The sequence below is a fragment of the Streptomyces cupreus genome, from assembly GCF_014257025.1.
GTDB classification, from domain to species: domain Bacteria; phylum Actinomycetota; class Actinomycetes; order Streptomycetales; family Streptomycetaceae; genus Streptomyces; species Streptomyces cupreus.
In genome coordinates, this window is record NZ_JACMSF010000010.1 from 1 (window position 1) to 24,127 (window position 24,127).

Genomic DNA, 24,127 nt, shown 5'->3' on the forward strand with positions numbered 1-24,127 from the left:
GTTGGCGATCGTGTCGATCGCCACATCCGCGCCCTTCTCGGAGAAGGCACGCACGGCCGCTTCGAGGATGCGCTCCCGGTTGCGGCGGGCATCGGCACGCAACACGCTCGGCTTGCTGGTCAAGACTGCTCCCTTCGTCGCGGGACCAGTCTAACTGGACAACCGGGGAGTTCCCCGATTACGGTTGGCGGATAACCGGGGAACTCCCCGGTTACGGTGCCGGCCCGTTGTGCTCCCCAGGTAAGGAAGACCCTCATGACCTCCCCGAAGACGGTTCTGATCACCGGTACGTCCTCCGGCATCGGCCTGGCCGCCGCCATCGGTGCCGCCCGGGCGGGCTGGACGGCCATCGCCACCATGCGCGACACGAGCAGGGCCGAGGCCCTGCTCAAGGCCGCCGCCGAGGCGGGTGTAGAGGACCGGATCCAGGTCAGGCGCCTGGATGTGACCGACTCCGTCGGCATCACCGCCTGCCTGGACGAGGCCGTCGCCGAGCACGGCCGCCTGGACGCGCTGGTCAACAACGCCGGAGCCGCCCAGGTCGGCACCATCGAGCAAAGCAGCGTCGACGACGTCCGCGCGGCCATGGAGGTCAACTTCTTCGGCGTGGTGGCGGTGACCAGGGCCGCCCTGCCGCACCTGCGTGCGTCGAAGGGCCGGGTGATCACCGTCAGCAGCGTCGGCGGCGTCGTCGGCCAGCCCTTCAACGAGGCCTACTGCGCGGCGAAGTTCGCCGTGGAGGGCTTCATGCAGTCCCTCGCGCCGGTCGCCTCCACCGTCGGTGTCGATGTCACCGTGGTCGAGCCGGGCGCGGTGGCGAGCGAGTTCGTCGCCAATCTCGGCCTGGATGTTCCGACCCTGCTCGCCGCCGCCGGGCCCTATCGCCCGGCGCTTGAGGCCTACATCTCCCGCACCCGGCAGTCGTTCGGCAACGCCCAGACCCCGGTCGAGGCAGCCGCCCCGATCGTCGATGCCCTGACCGCCGCTCGCCCGCCCTTCCGCATCCAGACCTCGCCGTGGGCCCGCGACTTCGTCGCCACCACCCTCGCCGACCTCGACGGCTCCGCCGTCCAGACCCTCACCGGTACCTGGGTGTGCTGACCGCCCCACCTCCCGCCCGCCCGCGGCCGGCACGCAAACCGACCCGGTCCGGGCCGAGGGTCGCAGCGCACCGGAAGCACAACCTGACCAGTCACACATCACAGAACGACCCGCAACATCAAGGAAGATCACCGTGGAACTCCGCACCCTCGGCAGCCAGGGCCTGACCGTCTCCGTCGAAGGACTCGGCTGCATGGGCATGAGCGCCTTCTATGGCAGCACTGACGAGGCCGAGTCCCTCGCTACCATCGACCGCGCCCTGGAACTGGGCGTGACCCTGCTGGACACCGCCGAGAGCTACGGCCCATTCATCAACGAGCAGCTCCTCGGCAAGGCCCTCGCCGGCCGCCGCGAGCAGGCCGTCGTCGCCACCAAGACCGGCATCGAGTTCACCGACGACGGCACGCTCGTCGGCCTCAACGGGCGCCCTGAGTACATCCGTCGTTCCCTGGACCGCTCCCTGCGCCACCTGGACACCGACCACGTCGACCTCTACTACCTGCACCGGGTCGACCCGCAGGTGCCGATCGAGGAGACCGTCGGCGCCATGGGTGAGCTGGTGGCCGTCGGCAAGGCCCGCTACATCGGCCTGTCCGAGGTCGCCCCGCAGACCATTCGCCGCGCCCACTCCGTCCACCCCCTCACGGCGATCCAGACCGAGTACTCGCTCTTCGAGCGTGGCATCGAGAACGACGGGGTCATGGCCACCCTGAACGAGCTCGGGATCGGCCTGGTCGCCTACTCGCCGCTCGGGCGCGGGTTCCTGTCCGGTGCGATCACCAGCCCGGACGACTTCGCCGCCGACGACTTCCGCCGCACCGACCCGCGCTTCCAGGGCGAGAACTTCGCCCGCAACCTGGCCGTGGTCGACGAGGTCCGCCGCATCGCCGCCGCCAAGCAGGTCTCGCCGTCCCAGCTGGCTCTCGCCTGGGTGCTGCACCAGAGCGCGGTCGCCATCCCCGGCACCAAGCGCCGCCGCTACCTGGAGGAGAACGTCGCCGCCACCGCCATGACGATCACCGACGAGGACCTGGCCGCCATCGAAGCCGTCGCCCCACGCGGCATCGTCTCCGGCGACCGCTACGCCTCCGAGCTGATGCAGAACCTCAACGGCTGACCCCCGGCCGTGCGGCGTACCGGCGGCTCGCTCCGCCGAGCCGCACGGCAATTTGCCTGTCTGCGAGCCCTTTACCCAACTCACCCAACGTGCTTCGTGTATGAGGCGCTGAGGTCGTGTACATCGACGGACGCGTGTACCACCGTGTCGGGCACGGTTGCCGTGTGTGCGCGTACCAAGTCGAGTACCGCACGGCTCAGTTCGGTCTTGGTCTGCGTCGAACGGCCCGGGAGGATCGCAAAGTCGATGTGGATCAGGGCCTGACCAGGCTTGCCGTCCGAGATGACGGCCTCCTCGACGTACCGGAAGCGTGTCTTACAGCTTTCGACCGTGATGCCGTCGACTGTCTTGGCGGCCAGCGCGTGGAGTTCGAGGGCGAAGCGGCGGCGGTTGAAGAAGCCGTCCAAGGGCTTGTCGTAGTCCACGGTGATGTGCGGCATGTAAGTCTCCTGGTTCGATGGGCTGTAAAGGCGCTGATGCCGGGGATGGGGTGAGCTGCTTTCCCTGGCTCCATTGGTTACGTTGCGTCAAAAGCGGACCGCCCAGCCTCGGTCGAGCAGGGCGTCGGACAGTGGGCGCGCCGCGTCAGGGGTGACCAGGAGCTCGACCGAGCGTTGCGGCGCAGCCGGATCCGGGAACGCCAAGTCCTCCAGATCCACCCGTGCCTCGCTCACATCCTCAAGCAGCCGCCCCAGGCGGCGGTCCGGGGCGCCGATGGAGACCGAGAGCGAGGTGGCCAAGGGCGCTCCTACGCCGCCGTGTGCGGTCGTGATGCGGGCCCGGCCCTCGCAGCCGCGGCGCAGGATGTCGGTCAGGTCCGCCAGGGCACCGCCCTGCTGTTCCGGTGTCCCGTCGGTGAGTCGGGCCAGTGCGTCGGCCGTTCGCTGCAGGTCCGCGGTGAGCTCGGCGAGCAGCGCACCGACGGCCGGGGCGTTGGCCGCGAGGATGTCCGTCCACAGCGCGGCGTCACCTGCGGCGATCCGGGTGACGTCCCGTATGCCGCCACCGGCCAGCCGTACCGCGTAGTCCTCGCCCTCCAGCAGCCGGGCGGCGGTGAGGCTCGCCAGCAGGTGGGGGAGATGGGAGGTCAGCGCCACGGCCCGGTCGTGGTCGGGTGGGTCCAGCAGTACCGGGACGGCGCCGCAGAGCGACACCAGTTCCAGGGTGCGGTTGAGTGTGTCCTCGTTGGTCTCCGGGGTGGGAGTGAGTACCCAGCGGTGGTCACGGAATAGATCGGCGCGGGCCGACAGCGGCCCGGAGCGTTCCCGCCCGGCGAGCGGATGTCCGCCCACCAGAGCGGTGGTGTCGCATCCCAGGGCCAGGCATTCGGCGTAGGGCAGCGCCTTCACGCTCGCCACGTCCGTGTACACCGTGGCCAGTTCGGCCTTCTGGTGTTCCGCGACGGTCTTGGCGACCGCCGACGGTGGAACGCAGATGACGGCGATGTCCACCGGTGCCGAAGGCGGTTCGGGCGTCCCCGCTCCTCGTGCGGCGGCGATGCGTACGCTGTCGGGGTTGCGGTCGATCAAGTGGGTGGTCACTCCGCGGCCGGTCAGTGCCAGCGCGATCGATGTGCCGATGAGACCAGTGCCGACGACTGCAGCGGTATGCAAGGGTCGCTCCTCGACCGTGGTGAGATGGGCGGCAGCCCGCTCCGGCCCATCCGGTCTGCGGATGGGCCCGGACGGACCTGCGGGGAGGGCATTACCGGTCGGCTGTGCTCTCTGCCGTCGGCTGCGTCGATGTCGCCGGTTGGGCGGGGAACCGGTTGCCGGTCAGGCGCCGCAGCAGCGTCGGGTCGGTCAGCATCACTGCGTTGCCGATCAGGATCAGGACGACGCCCGCCAGGTCCCGCCCGGTCCAGTGGAAGTCCTCGAACATCGTGGACAGCAGCAGCGCCACGATCGGGAAGAGCACCATCGCGTACGCCGCGCGCTCGCCACCGATCCGGCCAAGCAGCGTGAGATAGGCGCCGAAACCCACCACTGAGCCGAAGACGGCCAGGTAGACGAGCGAGCCCGCGTATCGCGGCGTGGGGTCGAACAGGGCGCCCTTGCCGAGGACGGCGGCGAACGGGGCCATCAGCAGCGCCCCGTAGGTCATGGCGTACCCGGTGCTCTGGATCACCGGGATGCCGGCGGCCTGGGTCTTGCCGGAGACCACGTTCCCCAGGCAGAACACCAGGGTGCCGAGTGCCGAGAGCGCGATGCCCTGGCCCGAGTCGGAGGAGAGGCCGAAGTTCTGGAACTCCGGCCAGAACACCGTTGAGATCCCCAGCAGTCCGACCGCGCCGCCGATGAGCGTCTTCACCGTGATGGCGCGCTTGAAGAAGAAGCGGGCGAACACCATGTTCACTACCAGTGACATCGCGAAGACGATCGAGACGAGACCGGTGGTCAGATGCTCTTCTGCGAAATAGAAGCAGACGAAATTGGTGGAGAACATCAGGGCGCCCATGAGGGCGAACTGGCCGTGCACGCGCAGGGGATAGCGCAGCGGCAACCCGCGCAGACGGGCCCATGCCAGCAGGATCACGGCCGCCAGGGCGAACCGGTACGCGATCGACGCCGTGGGGTGTACGTCCCCGAGCTGGCCCTTGATGGCCAGCCAGGTGGAACCCCAGATCAGCACCGTTACGCCGTAGAGCAAGGCGTTCACAGGCAGCTCCGTTCCAGCAGATCCACCAGCCGACGGGCTCCCTCGGCCACTTGCTCCGGCGTCAGGCAGCTGAGGGACAGCCGCATCTGATGCCGGCCGCCGCCGTCCCGGTCCGGATGGAAGTAGCTCATGGGCGTCCAGATCACCCCGTGCTCGCTGGCGGACTCTTCGAGGAGTGCGTTGTCCGCCGGAACCGGCAGCGTCAGAGTCAGGAAGAATCCGCCCTCCGGCGAGTTCCAGTGAATTCCGGCCGCCTCGCGCCGCTCCGGAGGCAGCAGCCGGTCGAGACAATCCAGCAGTACGGTCAGATTGTTCCGGTAGAAGTCGGCAGCGGGCTTGTTGGCCTCCCGCAGGCGGAAGTCGTGGCTGAGGAGCATGCCCCCGATCACCGCCTGGCTGATGGCGGGCGTATTGACCGTCACCATGCCCTTGATCTTGGACAGTTCGTCCGCCAGGAGCCCGTGGCTGCCGTCTGCCGCCCGGACGCGCTGATCGGCGACCACATAGCCGACCCGGGCGCCGGGGAAGCAGGTCTTGGCGAAGGACCCGAGGTAGATCACTCGCCGCCGGCTGTCCAGCGCCTTGAGGGTGGGCAGGCCGGTCCCGGTGCGGGTGAAGAACCCGTACGGATTGTCCTCCAGAAGGAGCAGGTCCTCCTCCTCGGCCAGGTCCAGCAGACGGCGACGCGCGGGGAGCGGCAGGCAGGCGCCGGTGGGGTTCGAGAAGTCCGGCACCAGGTAGAACGCGCGCGGCCGCTTTCCGGCCGCACGTAGCTCGGCGACCGTCCGCCGCAGCAGCTCCAGGTCGGCCCCGTCCTCGCCCTCGGGCACATGCACCGTCTCGACGTCCAGCAGCCGGGCCGCTCCGGTGACCCCGACATAACAGGGAGAGGAGACCAGCAGGACGTCCGAGGGGCCGGTGAACAGGGCGCGGAGGGTGATGAACATGCCCTCCTGGCAGCCCACGGTGACCACGAGGGCATCGGGGTTCGCCTCGATGCCCTCGTCGTTGCGCAGGACGCGCGCCACCAGGTCGTGGATCTGGCCGTTGGTGCGCCCGTACTGGAAGAGCATGGTGCGGATCTCGTCGGGGGTCCGGCCCAGTTCCTCGGAGAGATGCCGCGTGTAGGCGTCGAGGTAGTCACCGATCCGCTCGACCTCGAAGAGCCCTTCGTACGGGCGCCCCGGGCCGAAGGAGATCGCCTCCGGATAGCGGGAGGTGACCTCGTTGAGGAAATTCATCACCTCCATGAGCGGGTCACCGAGCGATGCGTGCAGCTCATCGGCCGACAGCACGGTGGTGGGGGGACCTTGGGTCACCGCGGGTCCTCCCACAGGACCGGGCAGAAGTCCGGGTCGGTGTAGTCGGGGTTGCCGTTCGCGTCCGCGCGTACGAGCACGTCGTTGTTGTAGACGACCCGCTCGCCGGAGGACAGCTCGTACGGCCGCCACTGGTTGGTGCGGTCCTGCAGGTGGAAGGAGATGGCGCGGCGGGGACGGTCGCTCACGTTGTGGCCGCTGCCGTGGTAGGTGCGGCAGTGGTGGAAGCTGATGTGTCCCTTGGGGATGTTCACCGGACTCTTGCGTACCTTCGCGTTGTTGAACGCGGCGTTCTCCGCAAGCATCTCCTCGAGTTCCGACCGGTTGCGATCGGCGAAGTGGCGACTGGTGGAATCGTCGCCGCCGGTCTCCTTCCAGCGGTGGCTGCCGTCGATCATCGTGATCGTCCCCATCTCCTCGCCACAGTCGTGGAAGGGGATGAAGGCGGTGAGCATCTCGTCGGAGGAGCAGGTCTGCCAGTAGTGGCGGTCGAAGTGCCAGGGCACGATATTGCGGGCGTCGTCCGCACGCGGCGGCTTGTGGATGAGCGTGCTGTTCCACAGGCGTATCTGGCTGGTCTGTGCTATCCGTGCCGCCACGGCCGCGATGACCGGCTTGGACAGGATGCCGCGGATGGTGTCGTCCTCGTAGAAGATGTAGTCGTTGTGCCGGTGCACATCGCCCTGCTCGGGCTCCCAGTACGCCAGGCGCGGCGGACGCTTCGGCAGGGTGCGGTCACGGTGGCCGGCGTAGAAGCGGTCGGCCGCGGAGTTCAGCAGGTCGACCTCGTCATCGGTCAACAGCTTCTTCGACAGATACCAGCCGTACTCCTGGTAGAACCGCACCTCCTCGTCGGACGGCAGAAGGTCCTGTTCGGCGGCGGTCAGCGTGAAGTGCGCGTCGTTCGTCGTCATGTCATATCCCTGCCGTTAAAGGGGGTTGAGGGTGCGGTGGTACGCGGGGTCTGCGCAAGGGTGAAGGAGATCCCGGTTGACGGTGTCGAGCCGGGACCGGCCGGTCAGCGCCATCGCCTCTTCCAGCTCCGCCCGGATGGTGGCCAGGACCCGTTCGACGCCCTCCGCACCGTCGACGGCGAGGCCCCACAGGATCGGACGGCCGACGAACACCGCGCGGGCCCCGAGCGCCAGCGCCTTGAGCACGTCGCTGCCGCGGCGGATGCCGCCGTCGACGAGGACTTCGCACTGGCCCTGCACGGCCGCGACGACCTCGGGAAGCGCGTCCAGTGCCGGTATGGCACCGTCGAGTTGGCGGCCTCCGTGCGTGGACACGATCAGCCCCTCGATCCCCAGTCCGGCCGCCCGCCGGGCGTCCCCCGCGGTGAGTACGCCCTTCAGCACCAGCGGCAGGCTGGTCAGCGAGCGCACCCAGGCCAGGTCGTCCCAGGTGAACGCGGCGTCGTGGTGCTGCGCGGCGTGCTCGGCGAGAGTGGAGCCACCGGAACGGCCCCAGTGCAGTCCGGCCCGGTGGCAGTCGTCGAGATTGGCCGGCCGGACATGCAAGGGCAGACCGAAGCCATTGCGCAGGTCGCGGTGCCGACGCGCCATCCGGGGGGTGTCGACCGTGATCACCAGGGCTCGGTATCCGGCGGCTTCGGCCCGTCGTACGAGGGATTCGGTGACCTCCCTTCGACGCATCACATAGAGCTGCAGCCACAGCGGTCCGGTCCCGGCCCGTGCGGTCTCCTCCAGCGTCCTGCTGGCGAAGGTGCTGGTGATGGTGAGTGCGCCTACCGCACCGGCCGCGCGGACGGTGGCGGTCTCGCCGTCGGCATGGACCAGACCGTGGTAGGCCATGGGTGCGATGCCGACGGGGAAATCCACGGGCCCGCCGAGCAGTGTGGTGCTCAGCTCGCAGTGGGACACATCGACCAAGGCACGGGGACGCAGCCGGTAGCGGTGGTATGCCGCACGGTCCTCCCGCAGGGTCACCTCGTCGCCGCTGCCGCCGGCGATGTAGTCCCACACGGGCCGGTCGAGCCGGGCGCGTGCCGCCGCCTCGTAGTCCTGCGGGGAGAGCAGCAGGTCCTGCCGACCGCCCTGAGGTCCGGTCAGCGCGGTCACCCGCCCGTCCTCGCCGCGGCGCCGGCCGGTACGGAGGCCTCGGCGCGCTCGCGCTCCACGGCCTCGTAGAGGGCCTTGATGTTGCCGCTGCCGAAGGTCCGTGCGTCGAGCCGCTGGATCAGCTCGAAGAACACCGTCCTGCGGGCGTACGGGGAGCGGGTGAACACCTGTACCAGCTGGCCCCATTCGTCCCGGTCGGCCAGCAGTCCCAGCTCCTGCAGCACCTCGGTGTCGATGTGCACGTCGATACCGCGATCAGCCAGCGCGGAGTAGTAGCCGACGGGCGTCGAGAGCAATTCGACGCCGGATGCCCGCAGTTCGCGGGCGGCCTCGACGATGTCGTCGGTGCCGTAGGCCACATGCTGGACGCCGGGGCCGTCGAATGCGTCGAGGAAGTCGTTCAGCTGGCCGCGGTCGCCGGTGAGGTCCGGTTCCACCATGGTGAAGGTGACACCCCTGGTCTCGTCCTGAACGACCTTCGAGGCCATCGCCTGACCGCCGACGACGATGTACTCGTCGTAGGTATGCCGCAGCCCCAGTGCCCGCTGATAGAAGTCGACCATGGTATCCAGCGAACCGGCGCGCAGGCACAGAGCCAGGTGATCGACGGATCGCAGCAGTTCGGGCCCCGGCGCGGGCTCGTCGGTCACGGGCAGATACCTGCCCGGCAGAAAGGCGCCTGACGGGTCGTCACGCTGAACGAAGGTGTGCACCAGGTCATTGGTCGCGGCGATGGTGGCCCGTATGACCCGGCCGTCGGCGTCCTCGAAGGTTTCCGGTTCCGCGACGGACTCGGCCCCGGCCGCCAGCGCCCGCTCATAGTCGCCCGCGGCATCGGTGGACCGCAGGGCGACATCGCGCACGCCGTCGCCGTGCCTGCGGACGAACCGCGAGGCTGCGTGGTCGGCGTGCAGGGGGGACGTCAGTACCAGGCGGACGCCGCCGTGCGCCAGTACCAGCGAGCGGGCCGAGGCGAGCCCGGTGAGCGGGCCCGCCTCGGCCACCACTCGGAAGCCGTAGGTACGGCCGTAGTAATGGGATGCCTGATTGACATCCCCCACGAAGAACTCGACATGGTCGACGGAATGGACAGTCACCTTGATCCAATCGCTCGTTGAGGCAAGGGAGTTGAGGAGCGGATCGGTCCTGCAGCAGGGCTGTGCGACCCGGGAGGTTCTGCGTCAGCGACCTGCGCGAGCGCCTCGTCGTGCCCTTGCGAACGTAGTACGGCATTGCCGAACGGCCGTGGGAAGCAAAGCCCACCGACCCTGGTCCCGTCAAGCATGTGGTCGCAGTGTGGTCGCACAGGGAGCGACTAGGCGGACGGGGGCCTGTGGAGGGCGAGTTGATGGTTTGTGGAAGACGTTGCAGGGCCCGGGAAATGCCCTCGGCCGCAGGCGCACGGCCCCGCTTACCTGGGCTCCGAGCTTGCGGAATAGGTCGTGGGCAACCTGCGGACCGCGACGGTACTGCACGGCGATATTTCGAACCCCCATCAACCAGGGCTCAGCATTTGACGATTGCCGTACGACATTGTCGAATAACGTTCAGGGTGAGCGAGGTTGTCATGACGGCGCACGAGTGGGCGAATCCGGTGGAAGGCGGCGGGAGTTGACGAGCCGTGTCATAGGTAGGGCCTGCTTACCGTCAGCGGGTGGCGGGCGGCCTCCTTGTCCGACCCACCGCACGGCAGAGGAGACGCATCCATGCGTGACGCACTCGCAGAACAGCGGAGCTTGACCCGCAAGATCCTCGGCAAGGGGCCGTTCAGTGACGGCCTCTGCCGGATCTCACCGAGCTGATCGGGAGCTGACCGGGGTCACGCGACTTGTGCCAGGAAAGCAAGAACACGGGGGAGCGTCATCTGTGCACACTGAGCAAGGCCGGACCACGGACAGGAGGAGCCCGGGCGCGGACACCGGCCCCCGACCTGCCACCGTGGCGCCGACGGCACGGCTGCGCGGCCGTTCACCGTACGGCTACCGGCCGCCGACCTCCGAGGAGGAAATGAAGGCAGGACAGGGCCTCGTCCCGGACGAGTGGACCGCGCCGGTGGTCCGGCGGATCTTCCGGGAGTACCTGTCCGGCAAGGGGCTCCAGCGCATCGCGGACGGCCTCAACCTGGATGCGATCCCGAGCCCGGGGGCGTACGGGCGTGGTGCGACGCTGCCGGAGGCGGCGTGGTCCAAGGGCACGGTGCGCGCGATCCTGGCGAACCCGCGCTACGCCGATCACCCCACGCCCGATGGCACGGTCGGTGTGCATGCGGTGTCCGGCGCGATCGTCCCGTACGAAGTGTTCGATCAGGTGCACCGGATGTTCGTCGCCCGCCGCCGGCTCCAGCGCGAGCCGGGTACGGCCACCGGGAAACAGCGGTACCTGCTGCGGGGTCTGATGCGCTGCATCAGATGCAACCGGCTCATGCAGGGGACCTGGAACAACGCGGAGCCGTATTACCGGTGCCGACTGCCGGCCGAGCAAGCGACGGCGAACCGCATCAGCCATCCCCGCAATGTGTACCTGCGGGAGACGAACGCACTCAGACCGCTCATCGCCTGGCTACGCACGGTCTGCACGCCGCACAGCCTCCTGGCGCTCGCGGGGGATCCCAGCCCGGGCCGTTTCCGCGCTCTGGTCATCGAGGCGGCCGACCACTACGGGAAGGCCCTCCGGGAGGCCAGGGGCGAGGGACTCGCCCGGGTGTTCCGCTCCATGGGACTGCAACTCGTCTATTCCGATGCCGACAACCTGCTTAAGTCGAAGGCCGTGTTCGCGCCCGGGCGGATCACGGTCCGTGGAACTGTGGAACTGTGACCGGCGAAGATCGCCACCGACACGGCCGTCTTCGGCCGACCCGAGATCAAGCTCGGTGTCATCCCCGGCATCGGCGGATCCCGCTGCCCTTCGTGGATGTGGCTCAGGTCACTTCATAGGGCGGGAACTCCGGCGTGCCTCGGCCCGACTACTGGACCGCAACAGCACAACAAGCGTCCCCAGCCCCGGAGAGGCTCGCCGATGTCCACCCCTCCCTCGACCACCACGGACGAGGCCCCACCGTCCGACGCCGCCCCGGCGCCGGTCCGCCGCACCTGGGCGCCCCTGCGCCCGTTGATCCTGCGGCTGCACTTCTACGCCGGAGTGCTCGTCGCGCCGTTCCTGCTTCTCGCCGCCGCGACCGGGTTTCTGTACGCCGCCTCGTTCCAGGCCGAGAAGATCGTGTACGCGCATGAGCTGACCGTCCCCGTCGGCGACGAGAAGCTGCCGATCTCCGAGCAGGTCGCCGCCGCCCGCAAGGCCCACCCCGAGGGGACGGTCGCGGCCGTACGGCCGTCCCCCGAGGACGACGCGACCACCAGGGTGATGTTGTCCGGGGTTGAGGGAGTCGATCAGGACTACACCCTTGCCGTCTTCGTCGACCCGTACACCGCCGAGGTGCGCGGCTCGCTAGAACAGTACGGCTCCACCGGCGCGCTTCCGCTGCGCACCTGGATCGACGAGTTCCACCGCGATCTGCGCCTCGGGGAGACCGGCCGGCTGTACAGCGAACTCGCCGCGAGCTGGCTGTGGGTGATCGCGCTGGGTGGTCTGGTGCTGTGGTTCTCCCGGCGCCGGGCCCGCAGGAAGGTGCGCGGTACCAGCGGGCGTCGTCGCACCCTGGGGCTGCACGGCACGGTCGGTGCCTGGGCCGCCGCCGGGTTTCTGTTCCTGTCGGCCACCGGTCTGACCTGGTCGCAGTACACCGGCGCCAACATCGACGAACTGCGCACTTCGCTCGGCGGGGCGACCCCGTCGATCTCGGCCGGCGCGGGCGGTGAGCACTCCGGTCATGGAGCCTCGGCCGCCGCCGGGGACGCCGCGCACGGCGTCGGCCTCGACAAGGTGCTCGCGGCGGCCCGCGCCAAGGGGCTCGGCGACCCGGTCGAGATCGTGCCGCCCGCGGACGCGGAGTCGGCGTACGTGGTGAAGCAGATTCAGCGCAGTTGGCCCACCAAGCAGGACTCCGTCGCCGTCGACCCCACCACCGGTCGGGTCACCGACGAACTGCGGTTCGCCGACTACCCGGTGCTCGCCAAGCTGACCCGCTGGGGCATCGATCTGCACACCGGCGTGCTGTTCGGCCTGGTCAGCCAGATCGCCCTGATGCTGCTCGCGCTCTCGCTGATCGTGCTGATCGTCTGGGGTTACCGGATGTGGTGGCAGCGCGGCCGCGGCTCCGCCTTCGGCCGGCCGATCCCGCGCGGCGCCTGGCAGCAGGTGCCGCCGCAGGTTCTGGTGCCGCTGGCGGCGGTGGCCGCCGTGGTCGGCTACTTCGTTCCGCTGCTCGGGATCTCCCTGTTGGCCTTCCTCGCCGTCGACATCGTGCTCGGCGAGATCGATCATCGGCGCGGGCGTACTGCTCCCACGGCTACGTCGTCAGGGCGGCCAGCTCGGCGTTGGCCCGCTCGGTGATGAGGGTCAGCACACGTCCGGCCGCTGCCAGGTCCTCCGTGGGGATACCGGCGTAGATCCGGGCGCTGATGGGGGCGGTCTCGGCGGAGGTCCTGTCGTACAGCTTCCGTCCGGCGTCCGTGATCCGTACCTGGGACGGCTCCTGAGAGGACAGCAGTTCGGCGTTGATCAGCTCGTCGACCACGGTGTGTGCCTCGGCGGCGTCGATCTTCAGCGCGCCGACGACGCCGTCGACGAGGTGGTCGCGCTCGACCGGGCCGTCGGCGATGGCGACGAGCCGGAGGGTGACGGACTGCTGGAATGTCGCGCCGTGACGGTCCAGCACCTTCTCCAGCAGCGCGCGGCCGGCGTAGTGGGCCAGGGCTATGACTCGGGGGTCGACCAGGGGAGTGGTGGTGGTCATGACTGCTCCTTGTCGGACTCGCTGTTCAGGGCGAACGGATCAAGAGGTGCGTCGAGCAGGGTTGCCAGGTCGCGCGTGAACTCCCGGGTGCGCGCGCTGTCCAGGCCGCCGAGCGGCGCCAGCAACTGCTGCAGGAGTCCTTGTACGACGTCGATCGCCTGCCGGGTCTTCTCGCGGCCCTGCTCGGTCAGCGTCAGCTGCACCGCGCGCGGGTCGCGGGGGTCCCGGGTGCGTTCGAGGAGGCCGGCGGTTTCCAGGGAGCGCGCCAGCTTGGAGACGTACAGCGGCTCAAGGCCGGTGTGGTCGGCCAGGCGCCGCTGGCTGGGGCGCTCCCCCTCGCGCTGCATGCCGTACAGCGAGGCCACCAGCGCGTACTGCGCGTGGGTGAGCCCCAGTGGGGTCACGGCTCGGTCGACCGCGACCCGCCACTTCGTCGACAGGCGCCACACCAGGAAACCGGGTGTGGCCTTCTCGGAACCCTTGCTCATGACAGATACAGTACATGGCTACTATGTCCATGGCTACTATTTTCTTGACCTGCATCGGGGCCGCCCGGAGTGACGGACTGACGGGGCGGCGCCGGCGGGGCTAGTTTGGGCGGCATGAGCAATCTTGATCGCGAGCCCGTGCCCGCGGTGTGCGGCGGCCGCGGCTTCGTCGTGGCGGAGCCCGTACGGGAACTCCTCAGCCCTCGCCGGGTCAAGCTCGGCGAGTCCTCCGAAGTGCGCCGACTGCTGCCCAACCTGGGCCGCCGTATGGTGGGCGCCTGGTGCTTCGTCGATCACTACGGCCCCGACGACATCGCCGACGAGCCCGGTATGCAGGTACCCCCGCACCCGCACATGGGCCTGCAGACGGTGAGTTGGCTGCACGAGGGCGAGGTGCTGCACCGCGACTCCACCGGCAGCCTCCAGACCATCCGCCCGCGCGAGCTGGGCCTGATGACCTCCGGCCGGGCGATCAGCCACTCCGAGGAGAGCCCGAAGCCGCACGCCCGCTTTCTGCACGGCGCGCAGTTGTGGGTCGCCCTGCCCGACGGCGACCGGCACACCGAGCCGCGCTTCGAGCACCACTCCGAGCTGCCCGTCGTCACGGCGCCCGGCCTCACGGCCACCCTGATCCTCGGCGACCTCGACGGCGCCCGCTCACCCGGAACGACGTACACGCCCCTCGTCGGCGCCGACCTGGCACTCGCCCGCGGCGCGGACGTACGCCTGCCGCTGGAGCCGGACTTCGAGTACGCCGTACTGTCCATGTCCGGCGAGGCCCATGTCGACGGGGTCCCGGTACTCCCCGGCTCGATGCTCTACCTCGGCTGCGGCCGCACCGAACTCCCGCTGCGCGCCGAGTCGGAGGCGGGCCTGATGCTCCTGGGCGGCGAGCCGTTCGAGGAGGAACTGATCATGTTCTGGAACTGGATCGGGCGGACCCAGGCAGAGATCGAGCAGGCGCGCCAGGACTGGATGACCGGCACCCGCTTCGGCGAGGTGAAGGGCTACGACGGGGATCCCCTGCCCGCCCCCGAGCTACCGGCGTTGCCGCTGAAACCCCGGGGACGGGTGCGTTGACCAGTCGGGAGCAGTGAGCCGCTGACGTCCGCCGGACCGCCCGGTCAGGGCTGTCCGGCCGCCAACGCGGCTTCCACCTCCGCCAGTTCCTTCGCCGGGTCGGCCGTCCGGGCCAACACGGTCAGGTCGTCCTGGCTGTAGCGGGCGCGCACGTCGTCGTCCCACCTCGCGGAAGCCGTCCGCAGCGGTTCGACGGCTTCCGTGAGTCGACCCAGCCGGTGCAGGACGAGTCCGTAGTAGCCCGCGGCCTCCGTCCGGTGCGCAGCGTCGCCGGCCTCTTCCCAGACCTTGCGCAGGAAGGGTTCCGCCTCGATGTACGCGCCGCGCTGGGCCATCAGTTTCCCCGCGAGCATGGCGTTCAGCGACGAACCGTCGTCGGCCGCGCGCACATACCAGCGCTCGGCCTCCTGGTAGTCCCGGTGGTACTCGGAGAGCCAGCCCATCTCATTGCACGCGTCGTGGTGCCCCGCCTCGGCGGCCCTTCGGTACCAGTCATCGCGCAACGCGGGCCTGCGCAGCGAGCGGTACACCTCCGCGAGGTCGTACCCGGCCTCCGGGTCACCGGCCAGCGCGGCGGGTTCGATCCACCGGACCACATGGCGGTCGGCCGCGCCGGCCCAGTCGCGGAGGATCTTCCCGTACGCGTACGAGGCGTGGACGTCGCCCGCCTCGGCGAGTTCGCGCAGCCCGGGCAACCTGCGCAGATCCTTGCCGGGCGCGATGCTGCCCGCCTCGCGCAACTCGGCGATCCGGTCGAGCTGCGCGACGACGTCCTCGTCGTCCTCCCCGACCTGACGGAACCAGCGCTCGGCTTCCTCGTACCGCCGTTGCCGCTTGCAGAGGATGCCGAGGTTCCACTGGGCGGCCGGGTGCCCGGCACCGGCCGCGAGGCCGTACCAGTGCTCGGCGTCGGCGAGGTCACCGCGCTGCTCGTGCAGGACTCCGAGCACGTGCGCGGCGCCTTCGTAACCTTCCTCGTGGGATTGGACCAGCAGGCCGCGGGCCTCGGGCCAGGACGCGTCGTCGGCGGTCTCCGTCAGGAACACGGCATGGTCCACGCGGGCCGACGCGCTGAGCACGGAGGCCCGGCGGTAGTAACCCGCGGCCTCGACGGTCAGGCCCGGGTAGTCACGGAAGTGCTTCTCCAGGTCGAAGAGCGGTCGCAGGGCCGCGGCCGCGGCGTCCCCGTCCCCGGCTGCCTCGGCGGCGTCGAGGTCCGCGGCGACGCGGTCGAACTCCTCGCGGATGGACTCGAAGAGCTTCACCCAGCGGAAGACCGCGATGTCGCCGATCTCGATGTCGCTCATCAGGAACTTCGGCGCCTCGTCGAGTCGCCCCTCGGCCACGAGCAGCTTGCCCAGCTCGATCTTGCAGTTCAGGTCGCGGCCGTTCTCCCAGCCGCGCCGGAACCATTCGGCGGCCTCCGGATCGCCGTTCTCCTTGAGCAGGACACCGAGGCCGTAGGCGCATCCGGAGTGGCGGTCGGCGACGGCGCGGTAGAGGGCCTCCGCCGCCGGCCGGTCCCCACGGATCTTCCGGTACCGGGCCAGGGTGTAGTGGGAGAACGCGTCACCCGCCGCCACCGCCTGCTCCCAGTACGGGATGCCTTCGTCCACGCGATGGCCGAGCACGAAGAAGTCGGTGTGCCTGCGTGCGGTCTTCGGGTCGTCGGCGCGTGCGGCGGCGACGAGCGCTTCGCCGCGGGTCTGTATGTCCTGCGTCACGATCAACATCGTGCCATGGCCTTGTAGTTGGCCGACCGGGCGGTTGCGGTGGCCCTGACCAGCCAGGCCTTGTCAGAACCGACGTCATCGGCCGGCCGGCAGCTCCGGCACCCCCGCCCGGTCGAGCAGGGCCCGCATCTCCGCCACCGGCAGCGAGGAGTTGGCCGCCGCCGCACCGCCCACCTGGGGATCGTCGAGCAACTCGACCAATCTGCGCACGGGCAGCCGGGGGTCATGGGCCGCCGCCCCGCGCACCCTCGCGTCCGCGTCCCGGCTGAGCCGCTCGACCAAAGAGGGCGAGGCGTCCGGATCGCGCAATGCGAGGGCGCGTTCCCTCGGATCCGCCGCGTCGGCGCAGCGCGCCGCCAGCCCGGCCGAAGGGAACCCCGGCCGGGTGACGAGCATGCCGACGGCCCGGTGGGTGCCGTGCAGATACAGGTCGTACAGCAGCTCCGGCGGCGCCTTCGGATGCCACTCGGCGAGCAGCAGTCGTACGGCGAAGTCCTCGTCGTCGGCGAGGAGTTGCACGCAGTCCTCGGGCAGCTCCTCACAGAGCGCGGCGGAGCGCCGCAGCCAGGTGTGCGCCGAGTGCGCGCAGCGGCGCAGCACCTCCTCGTCGCCGCGCGAACGCCACACCCACCTCAGGACGTCCAGCCGGTCCTCGGGCGCCACCGTCCAGTCGATCGCGGCCCGCTGATCCTCCGTCAGCTCGGGGCGCGCGGAGACCGCGAGCCGCACCCGCGGATCCTCGTGGCCGGCCAGCCGGGCCGCGAGATCCGCGGGGAACGTCGGATTGAGCGCGAGCCGGGCCAGATGCCTGCCGCCGGCCATCAGGCGCTCGGCCAACTCCCGGCTGAGCAGGCCGGTTTCCAGCACGTCCCCGAGCTGCCAATGGTCCGCGAGCGTCTCGACGAGCCAGGCGGTGCGCTCGGCGTCCTCGTGCATGACGTGCAGCGCGGCGGCCTGACGGATCCCGGGGTCCGGGTCGTCGAGGAGGGCGGCGCGCGCATCGTCGGGGAGTTCGGACCAGACGCGGCGGCACGCGGCCAGCCGGAACACCGGGTCCCCGTGGGTGGCCAGCGGCACCAGGACGTGGACGGGGACATGGGCGGACATGACCGTCTCGTGCCGGACCATGGGCCGCTCGTGGCTCAGCAGCCGCTCGTACGCCCGGTCCGGCAGGGCAGGGACCGTCGCACGGTAGGGGAGCGGACCGCAGGCGACGAGGATGGCGTCCGAGTCGGGGCCGTCCAGGAGCCTGGCCCGCAGCTCGGGGTCGGCGTGGCAGCTCTCGGCCAGCGCGGAGCGCACCCGTCGGTCGGGATGGGTGACCAGAGCCTCCCCGACCTCGGCCGGCAGCGACTTGCGCCGGACGAGCCGGGTGACGATGTCCCAGTCGTGCTCGGACGGCACGATACGGAGAAGAACATCGGTGGGCGCGGACGGATTGGCGGCCAGCCCCGGCACCGACTCATGTGCGGTCATCGAATCCCCGTGACATCAAGAAGCGGGCCGCACCGGAAGCAGCGCAGCTCAACCGAATGATCCAATACCGTGAGGGGGCGTCACACGGGCCCTCCCGTCAGCACCAGCGCGTGTGGTGGCAGATGCTCCAGCCGTCGCCGCCGCCCGACGAGCTGCCGCTTCCGTCCGAGCCGCTCGGTCGGCCGTCCGGGTACAGCCGGGTGCGGTTCCGGTCGTCGGGGTAGGGGTCGAGGTAGTCGGGGTCCCCGTCGTCGTCCCGGTCGGGCAGGTAGGCGTCTCGGCCACGGTCCGGTGCCGGGCAGCCGTGGTCGGGCGAAGACAGCGAGAGCGTCACGAGATACACCTCGTCCGTGACGGGATCGCCCTCCGCCGGATCCTGGACGCAGACCCGCCAGTCGTCGTACTCACCCTCAGCAGGCAGGACGTCGTTGAGGTACGCCGTATCGGCGTGCAGCCGGTCCTCGGGCACGCCCGCGGCGACCACCTTCGCCACGGCGGCGCGCCAGGTCTTCCACACCACCTCCGGCATGACCGGCCACGGCACCGCCCTGCCCTCGTATCGAGGACACGGCTCCTCGCGGCGTACGACGGCGAAGTCGACCGTCGGCTCCTCGGGAGTGCCGCCGACCTGCTGGAAGCACACCTTCCACAGCGAGCGCGCCGTCACCTCCCGCTTCTGCTCCGAGGCATCCCGGTAGGCGACGGTGAAGCCCTTCTTCCGCGACCGCGGGAAGGCGACATCCAATGAGTCGCCCGTGAAGTCGGGCAGCGTGGGCATCGTCGCCTCGGGCGTCGTCCGCGCGGCGCCCGGAACGTAACTCGGGCGGGCGGGCGGAGTGACGTGCGCCGAGCCCGCCGTCGGGGCTGGGGTCGGCTGTTCCGGGAGTACCGCTCCGAAGAGCGCCATCGCGACGACCGTGGCCACGAACCGGCCCTTCTTGGGCCAGGGGTTGCGCCACCACAACAGGGTCAGGGCGACCAGCAGCATCAATCCACCCAGCCGGTCGTTCAGCAGCCCCAGAACAGGCACCGCGACGACCGCCCCGACGCGCGCACCACCCGTCTGCCACCAGCGGCGCGGTGTCGGGGGAGTGGGCGGTACGGGTCTCTGAGGGCCGGACATAGTGGCGCGCGTGCCTTTCCGTGCAGGTGTACGAGGCGTGTTTCACGCGCATCGTATGCGGAGCACGGACCCCGTTCCGCCCACTGACCTGCGGAATGGCGACGCCACCGAAGAGACTGCCATCGCGTCAGGTTCGCGTGGTCCCGTGACCCCGGCGACCTCGAACAGGCAGCCGCGCTCATCGGTGAGGCCGCCGACGGCGCGCCGGACAACGATCCGCGACGGTTCAGCGTCCTGTCGAACCTGGGTCATGTACTCGCGACGCTCACGCAGGAGCGCGTCGGCGCCGAGGACCACGCGACGCAGGCGGTGTCGGCATGGCGCGCGGCCGCCGGCATGCGGACCGCGAGTGCGGCTCAGCGCTTCGAGGCGGCAGAGAGCTGGGCGGAGCTGGCCGCGTCACTGCCAGGCCAGGAGACGCTCGCCGCCGACGGGTACGCGGCGGCCGTGGACCTGCTACCGCTGCTCGCCTGGCACGGCCTCGAACGCGGCGACCGGGAAAGTCTCCTGACCCGTTCGATCGGTCTGGCCGGCGCCGCCGCGGCGACGGCCCTGCTGGCCGGCAGGCCGAATCAGAGCATCGACCTTCTTGAGCACGGCCGAGCCGTCCAATGGACGCAGGCCCTCCAATTACGCACCGACCTCGCTGTTCTGCGCACGGCGGCACCCGAACTGGCCGACCGCCTCGACGCCCTACGGCAGGAACCGGACAAGCCGGTGGTGGAGATCGAGACCCCCGAGCTGGCTCGTTGACCAGCGGGGCAGCCACGCAGCCGGGTAGCAACGACCGCCCCGCCGACGGAAGACGGGCCAGGAGGCGGCTTGAGCGCTTCGCGGATGTCTGCCAAGCGTGATCGGCTCCGCCCGGCCTGCGGGTGGCCAGCCGCGCAGGGGGTGGCAGAGAGCGGGCAATTCAATGGCGAACGCACCTATGGACAGGCGTGGCTTCGGGGCGGAGTTCACAGCGGCGGTGGCTTCAGCGAGGTGATGTCCGGGAGGCGGTGTGGATGGTAGGCCGCGAGGGCGGCGCCCGCCAGCCACCAGCCGCGGTACACCAGGGCCCGGCACAGGGGTTCCTCCAGCTGGTCGAAGACGGTCGGTACGAGAGCCAGGTCGCGGCCGTCGTGGGTGCGGTGCTCGGCGAAGGCGTCCCGCCACTGGTCCAACTGCCCGTCGGAGTCCTTCGGGAAGTCGGTGGCCAGGCCCACCAGGACGCCCCTGCGTGCGCCCGGCGGCAGCGTCTCGTCGGGGCCCACGGTTCGACCGCGCAGGAAACGCTCGACGATCAACCGCGTGCGCAGCGCCGTACTCTGGCGGTACAGGAGGGAGTTGGCGCGCGCGAGATCACGGATGACGGGGATCCCGCTGTACACGCCGGGCCGCAACAGGCCGCCGGCATTGAGCACGAGCAGGAAGACATCGCGGTAGCGCTCGCTGTCGATGGATTCCGTGCCGGTGTTGTCGTAGGCGCCTCCGTCGAGGAGGGCGGGTGCGTCGCTGCCGCAGGGGAAGCTTGCGCCGTCGAGGACCAGCGGGGGGAAGGCGCCCGGGACCGCGGCCGAAGCGGCGACCGCGGTGCTCAGCTTCAGCCCTGTTCCGGCGGTTGGGGCCAATCCGATCGTGTAGTCGCCGAACACGTCGCGTTCGAAGGTGAACCGGGCGCCGGTGGTCAAGTCGGCCGCGTTGAGGATCCAGCGGACCCCCGGGTCCAGGTCCTGGAGCAGGGTGCCGTCGAAGAACCACTCGTCGAGGCGCCGGGCGAGGAGTTCCGTGCGGGTCATCGGGCCCACCGTGCGCCACAACCCCCGCAGCAGCGCCTTCTTGAGCGAGCGGGAGCTGACCTGCGCGACGAGGGGGTCGATCAGGAGTTCGTCCACGGCCGCGGTGCTGAAGCCCTGTTGTCCGAGGTCGGGCCAGCTCGTGGCGAGCCGGCCATTGGCGATCGATCCCCCGGAAACCGACGACGCGTATCGCAGCTCCGACAGCATCCCCGCATCGGCGAGCAGTCGGATGGCACCCAGTGCGGAGAGCGTCGCCCGGAAGCCGCCTCCGGACAGTGCGAGGGCGACCGGCCGGTCGGCCGGGGGCGGTTGAGCCGGGCGCAGGGTGTCACCGCAGGGCCGTGCCTGAAGACCGGTACCGAGGGCGGGTGAGTCGACGGCGAGACGGCTCGGCCGGTTCATTGCTCGTCACCTACCTCTATCACCAGCGCCAGGTCCGCGGGATCCCGGACGCTCACCGTGAAGTTCCGGTTGTCGCGCAGATCGTCGAGGGTGTCGTCGGCGAAGTCGATGTGGTTCGTCAGATGGATGGTGTACTCGTCGTCGCGGCCCCTGGATTCGACGAGCATGCGCAGGGTGTCCTCGCTGGGGTGGTGGTGCTTCACTCCGTCCGCAGAGATCACGTAGTGATCGGCGTGGACACTCTCGAAGAAGTCGCTCTCCACATTGCGATCACTGCCGTGGTGGGGCAGTTTCAGCAGGTCGACATGGAGCGGTCCCGCGTCGTCGAGCAGCCCGGTGGCGCGCAGTCCGGCAAGGATGCGGTCGCCTCGGGCGTCGCCGGTCAGCAGTGCGGTCCGGCCCTGGTGCCTCAGCATCAGGACGATGCTGGAGAGATTCGGTATCGAGCCGTCCGTGTAGGCCGTGGTGATGACCTTCGGGTCCTGACGGCTCTTCGCCTCCAGCCAGCGCTCGGTCAGCTTCTGCAGGGCGATGTCGTCCGGGGCCACCACCGTGACGTGCAACCGGTCGAGTGTCGCCTCCTCGCCTTCGAGGAGCGGGCCGTCGAAGAGGGGGTTGCCGTCAAGACCCAGCGCGGCTGCCGCGTCCCGGATGGCCCGCCCCTGGTTGTAACTGGCCCTGACGGCACTGCTGTCCTCGCTCGCGCGGTCGACGATCTCCTGGGTCGAGGCGCTCAGCCCGGGTGCGTTGCGGTCCACCAGTTCCTCGACGGAGTTGAACCAGACCCGCTGCACGGCGAAGGGATCGGGTTCCTGGTCCCCTCTGGCGCGTTGTATCCCGGTGAGCAGCTTGAGCAGGCCGACCGCATGGTCGTCGTCGACGTGGGACAGGCAGACGACATCGATCCTCGGGATGCCCTGGGCGTCCGGAGCGAGCTGCGACAGGCGGTCGCGCAGCGAAGTCTCGAAGACCTGGCTCGGCCCGCCGTCGACGAGCATGACCCGCTCCTTGGGTGCCCCCCACCGGACCAGGAAGGAATCTCCGTGCCGAGCGTTGAGGAAGTCGAAGGTGAACATGGCACGCTCCTTTCGAGCCCGGCCGCCTCAGACGGACTGCATCGCCCGCAGGACGTCGACCAGTCCGGATCCCTGGAAGTGCCGTTCCCGGCCCAGATCCGTCGCCGTCCCGCACAGGATCTGCTTGATCCGCTCCGGGCGCCCGATCAGTTCCCGGTTGCGCGCCAGCAGCATCGCGGCGGCTCCGCTGACATGGGCCGCTGCCTGACTGGTGCCGTGCAGCGCGGCGATCCCCTGGTCGGGCACGGGCCCGTCGATGTCCTCACCCGGCGCCAGCAGGTCGGGCTTCGGCCTGCCGTCGCCGGTGGGGCCGCGGCTGGAGAAGTAGCTGACGCCATGGCGGTACGGGTTGCTGCGATGGGTGGAGCCGACCGTGATGACGGACTCCGCGTTCCCGGGATCGGAGATGCTGGCGCCGCGGTAGTCCTTGCCCAAGGTCCGTACGGCTCCCGCGTATCCGGAGTTCCCGGCCGCCGCGACGACCACCACACCCGAGCGCACCAGACGGTCGCACTCGATGCACACAGGAGTCCAGCCGGTCGAGTGGCTCGCCACGTCATGCGGCACGGAGAGGCTGATGTTGACCCCGGCGATGACGAACCGCCCCGCCTGCTCATTGATGTACCGGATGGCCTGAAGAGCGGTGACGATGGAGAACTCGTCCCCGGTCCCCTCGTCGCCGAGGACCCGGAAGTCGTACAGCTGGATCCTGGGACAGATGCCACGGAACTCTTCCTGACCAGGACGAGGCCACCAGGCACCGATGATCCCGGCGATATGGGTGCCGTGCGGGTCGACCGGGGTGGTGTACCGCTGGTAGCGCGGGACCTCGGAAGGCTGTGCCGTGCCAAGGTCCGTGGCGAGATCGATTTCGGCGTACGGCAGGGCCATGGGCCAGTCGATACGTCCGTCGTTCAACGCGTCGAGGGACAGTGTTCTGCGTACGCCGACGAAGTTGAAGGCACGGGGAATGCGTGACCGGCTCGGCGTCGGCTCCGGCGTGGCTGCGGTGTTCCAGTCGTAGAAGGCGGGGTGCCGTGCGTCGATGCCGCTGTCGACCACGGCCCAGCCTATGGAACTGCAGTTCACGGAGAAGACCTGCTCGGCGGCGTCGGCCTTGACGGTGGCCCGGGACCGTACGACCGCGGAGGACGCCTGCCGGTTGGCCGTCACGGAAAGGATCGGATACCGCTGTCTGTGGTCGAGGACGCCTTGTCCCGCTGGATCCGCAGGGCGCTCGGTGTCCTCCGGCTCCAGATGAACGCCGGTCAGCATCCCGGCCACTTCGCCGCTGACCTCCGGGTCCGACGGCCGTCTGTCACGCAGCGGCGGATACGACTCCGCGACGATGGCCGTCAGCAGCCTGAGGAACCACCGCTGGTGCCGTGTGCGCTCATGCCGCCTCGCGGAGGTGTCATGAACGTCGCTGGCCCGCTCAGGAACGGCGCCGGGCCGTGCTGTTGCCGGGGTGTCGTCGTGCAGCGCGTCCGCGATGCCGGAGCCTCCCTGCCGGTTCGCCAGATCGTGCGCATCGCGGATGACACGGTTGAGGTTGGTCTTCGGCAGAACGGTCTGGACGAGTTCGCGCAGTGTCAGCTTCGCCGCGATGAAACTGCCGGAGGCGATCGGCTGGCAGTCGTTCATCATGTTCAGATTCCTGAAGCGCTGGAGAATCTGCTCGACACCGTGTTCCTCGTTGATGGCGAGGATCAGGTCCTCCCGCGGCTCCGTCCCGTCCTCGGGAGCATGAGCGAGCGCCAGCAAGGCGTCGAACCGCACCGGGCAGTCCGTCGCCCATGGAACGGGCCTTGGACCCTTCCCGTAGAACAATTCCTCAAGC

General features: G+C 69.7%; 21 protein-coding genes. 6 read left to right on the forward strand and 15 right to left on the reverse strand.

Annotation, left to right across the window (positions count from 1 at the left end; translation table 11 throughout):
• Window positions 1-255: 255 nt before the first annotated feature.
• Together H4N64_RS11775 and H4N64_RS11780 are read left to right on the forward strand one after the other, a co-directional pair.
• Window positions 256-1,101 (forward strand): SDR family NAD(P)-dependent oxidoreductase, encoded by an 846-nt coding sequence (locus H4N64_RS11775; protein ID WP_186282192.1) that lies wholly within the window; start codon window positions 256-258, stop codon window positions 1,099-1,101.
• 133 nt (window positions 1,102-1,234) lie between these two features.
• Window positions 1,235-2,218 carry an aldo/keto reductase gene (locus H4N64_RS11780; RefSeq protein WP_186282193.1) on the forward strand — a complete coding sequence of 328 codons (984 nt, stop codon included), beginning with the start codon at window positions 1,235-1,237 and terminating at the stop codon, window positions 2,216-2,218.
• An 80-nt stretch (window positions 2,219-2,298) separates the two neighbouring features.
• Here H4N64_RS11780 and H4N64_RS11785 read toward each other — a convergent pair whose 3' ends face one another.
• The 7 genes from H4N64_RS11785 to hppD all read right to left on the reverse strand — a co-directional run bounded on the left by H4N64_RS11785 (window position 2,299) and on the right by hppD (window position 9,373).
• The gene (locus H4N64_RS11785; RefSeq protein WP_186282194.1) at window positions 2,299-2,658 is read right to left on the reverse strand and encodes a 5-carboxymethyl-2-hydroxymuconate Delta-isomerase; all 360 of its coding nucleotides are present in this window, start codon (window positions 2,656-2,658) and stop codon (window positions 2,299-2,301) included.
• A gap of 87 nt (window positions 2,659-2,745) precedes the next feature.
• Entirely contained in the window at window positions 2,746-3,831 is a 1,086-nt protein-coding gene (locus tag H4N64_RS11790; protein WP_186282195.1) for a prephenate dehydrogenase, read from the reverse strand.
• Between the two features lie 91 nt (window positions 3,832-3,922).
• Window positions 3,923-4,876 carry an EamA family transporter gene (locus tag H4N64_RS11795; RefSeq protein WP_186282196.1) on the reverse strand — a complete coding sequence of 318 codons (954 nt, stop codon included), beginning with the start codon at window positions 4,874-4,876 and terminating at the stop codon, window positions 3,923-3,925.
• A complete protein-coding gene (locus H4N64_RS11800; protein WP_336246690.1) occupies window positions 4,873-6,195 on the reverse strand; it encodes an aminotransferase-like domain-containing protein in 1,323 nt (440 codons plus the stop codon). The genes H4N64_RS11795 and H4N64_RS11800 overlap by 4 nt, the downstream gene beginning before the upstream one ends.
• Window positions 6,192-7,109, reverse strand: coding sequence for a phytanoyl-CoA dioxygenase family protein (locus H4N64_RS11805; RefSeq protein WP_186282197.1), 918 nt, complete (start codon window positions 7,107-7,109; stop codon window positions 6,192-6,194). The genes H4N64_RS11800 and H4N64_RS11805 overlap by 4 nt, the downstream gene beginning before the upstream one ends.
• Before the next feature lie 15 nt (window positions 7,110-7,124).
• Window positions 7,125-8,276, reverse strand: coding sequence for an alpha-hydroxy acid oxidase (locus H4N64_RS11810; protein WP_336246691.1), 1,152 nt, complete (start codon window positions 8,274-8,276; stop codon window positions 7,125-7,127).
• Window positions 8,273-9,373, reverse strand: a complete 1,101-nt coding sequence (gene hppD, locus H4N64_RS11815; RefSeq protein WP_186282198.1) for a 4-hydroxyphenylpyruvate dioxygenase — start codon at window positions 9,371-9,373, stop codon at window positions 8,273-8,275. Before hppD ends, H4N64_RS11810 begins: the two co-directional genes overlap by 4 nt.
• A gap of 769 nt (window positions 9,374-10,142) precedes the next feature.
• Between hppD and H4N64_RS11820 the strand changes: the two genes are divergently transcribed.
• Complete coding sequence (locus H4N64_RS11820) at window positions 10,143-11,090, forward strand: recombinase family protein (protein ID WP_186282199.1); 948 nt, start codon at window positions 10,143-10,145, stop codon at window positions 11,088-11,090.
• Between the two features lie 201 nt (window positions 11,091-11,291).
• Window positions 11,292-12,725, forward strand: a complete 1,434-nt coding sequence (locus H4N64_RS11825; RefSeq protein ID WP_186282200.1) for a PepSY-associated TM helix domain-containing protein — start codon at window positions 11,292-11,294, stop codon at window positions 12,723-12,725.
• On the opposite strand, the gene H4N64_RS11830 is transcribed toward H4N64_RS11825, so the two are convergent.
• Window positions 12,682-13,128 (reverse strand): winged helix DNA-binding protein, encoded by a 447-nt coding sequence (locus H4N64_RS11830; protein ID WP_186282201.1) that lies wholly within the window; start codon window positions 13,126-13,128, stop codon window positions 12,682-12,684. The genes H4N64_RS11825 and H4N64_RS11830 overlap by 44 nt on opposite strands.
• The gene (locus tag H4N64_RS11835; protein ID WP_186282202.1) at window positions 13,125-13,616 is read right to left on the reverse strand and encodes a MarR family winged helix-turn-helix transcriptional regulator; all 492 of its coding nucleotides are present in this window, start codon (window positions 13,614-13,616) and stop codon (window positions 13,125-13,127) included. Before H4N64_RS11835 ends, H4N64_RS11830 begins: the two co-directional genes overlap by 4 nt.
• A 114-nt stretch (window positions 13,617-13,730) precedes the next feature.
• On the opposite strand from H4N64_RS11835, the gene H4N64_RS11840 reads away from it, so the two are divergent.
• Entirely contained in the window at window positions 13,731-14,696 is a 966-nt protein-coding gene (locus H4N64_RS11840; protein WP_186282203.1) for a pirin family protein, read from the forward strand.
• Between the two features lie 44 nt (window positions 14,697-14,740).
• Here the strand turns inward: H4N64_RS11840 and H4N64_RS11845 are convergent, their stop codons facing one another.
• The 3 genes from H4N64_RS11845 to H4N64_RS11855 all read right to left on the reverse strand — a co-directional run bounded on the left by H4N64_RS11845 (window position 14,741) and on the right by H4N64_RS11855 (window position 19,028).
• Window positions 14,741-16,429 carry a tetratricopeptide repeat protein gene (locus H4N64_RS11845; RefSeq protein WP_186282204.1) on the reverse strand — a complete coding sequence of 563 codons (1,689 nt, stop codon included), beginning with the start codon at window positions 16,427-16,429 and terminating at the stop codon, window positions 14,741-14,743.
• 75 nt (window positions 16,430-16,504) lie between these two features.
• Window positions 16,505-17,905: a hypothetical protein gene (locus H4N64_RS11850; RefSeq protein WP_186282205.1), complete on the reverse strand. Its 1,401-nt coding sequence runs from the start codon at window positions 17,903-17,905 to the stop codon at window positions 16,505-16,507.
• Between the two features lie 97 nt (window positions 17,906-18,002).
• A complete protein-coding gene (locus H4N64_RS11855) occupies window positions 18,003-19,028 on the reverse strand; it encodes a hypothetical protein (protein WP_186282206.1) in 1,026 nt (341 codons plus the stop codon).
• 336 nt (window positions 19,029-19,364) lie between these two features.
• On the opposite strand from H4N64_RS11855, the gene H4N64_RS11860 reads away from it, so the two are divergent.
• Window positions 19,365-19,781, forward strand: a complete 417-nt coding sequence (locus tag H4N64_RS11860; protein WP_186282207.1) for a hypothetical protein — start codon at window positions 19,365-19,367, stop codon at window positions 19,779-19,781.
• A 206-nt stretch (window positions 19,782-19,987) separates the two neighbouring features.
• Here H4N64_RS11860 and H4N64_RS11865 read toward each other — a convergent pair whose 3' ends face one another.
• The 3 genes from H4N64_RS11865 to H4N64_RS11875 are packed head-to-tail and all read right to left on the reverse strand — an operon-like array spanning window position 19,988 to window position 24,066.
• Window positions 19,988-21,211 carry a patatin-like phospholipase family protein gene (locus tag H4N64_RS11865; RefSeq protein WP_186282208.1) on the reverse strand — a complete coding sequence of 408 codons (1,224 nt, stop codon included), beginning with the start codon at window positions 21,209-21,211 and terminating at the stop codon, window positions 19,988-19,990.
• On the reverse strand, window positions 21,208-22,287 hold the full coding sequence (locus H4N64_RS11870) for a ComEC/Rec2 family competence protein (protein WP_186282209.1): 1,080 nt from the start codon (window positions 22,285-22,287) through the stop codon (window positions 21,208-21,210). Before H4N64_RS11870 ends, H4N64_RS11865 begins: the two co-directional genes overlap by 4 nt.
• A 27-nt stretch (window positions 22,288-22,314) precedes the next feature.
• Window positions 22,315-24,066, reverse strand: coding sequence for a S8 family serine peptidase (locus H4N64_RS11875; RefSeq protein WP_336246692.1), 1,752 nt, complete (start codon window positions 24,064-24,066; stop codon window positions 22,315-22,317).
• Window positions 24,067-24,127 lie beyond the last annotated feature (61 nt).